Here is a 455-nt window from a genome sequence, read left to right as displayed (position 1 = left end):
TAGTTGATGTTGCAGCGCTTGTGGCCGCCGACTGCATCAAGGAACATCTCGAAGGTCGCGCCGTCGAAAACGTCCTCAGAGGGGTGAATTTCGTAGCCGACATCGACGCCATTGTCCTCATAGACATCGAGGATCGGCTTCCAGCGCTTGCCGAGTTCGCCAAAGGCCTCCTCGATCAGTCCGGCCGGCCGCTGCGGGAAGGGATAGCGGTAAGGAAAAGCCAGCGAGCCGGTGAACGACACCGAAGCATTCAACCCGAGATTGCGCGATGCCTTGGCGCCGAACTTCATCTGCTCGACCGCCCATTTCTGCCGCGCCTTCGGATTGTTGTGGACCGAGGCCGGCGCGAAACCATCCATCTGGGCGTCATAGGCAGGGTGCACCGCCACCAACTGCCCCTGCAGATGCGTCGACAATTCCGTGATCTCGACGCCGGCATCGGCACAGATGCCCTT

Annotated in this window: 1 protein-coding gene; it reads right to left on the bottom strand. The window is 60.7% G+C overall.

Translation table 11 applies throughout. The features are described from left to right. Positions 1 to 455, bottom strand: a 455-nt coding sequence (locus tag C0Z19_RS27685; protein ID WP_146012169.1) for a sugar phosphate isomerase/epimerase family protein, incomplete at both ends; no start/stop codon positions are given.

It is taken from the genome of Trinickia soli (genome assembly GCF_002879855.1).
Taxonomy (GTDB): Bacteria; Pseudomonadota; Gammaproteobacteria; order Burkholderiales; family Burkholderiaceae; genus Trinickia; species Trinickia soli.
This window is presented reverse-complemented; position numbering and strand designations above follow the sequence as displayed.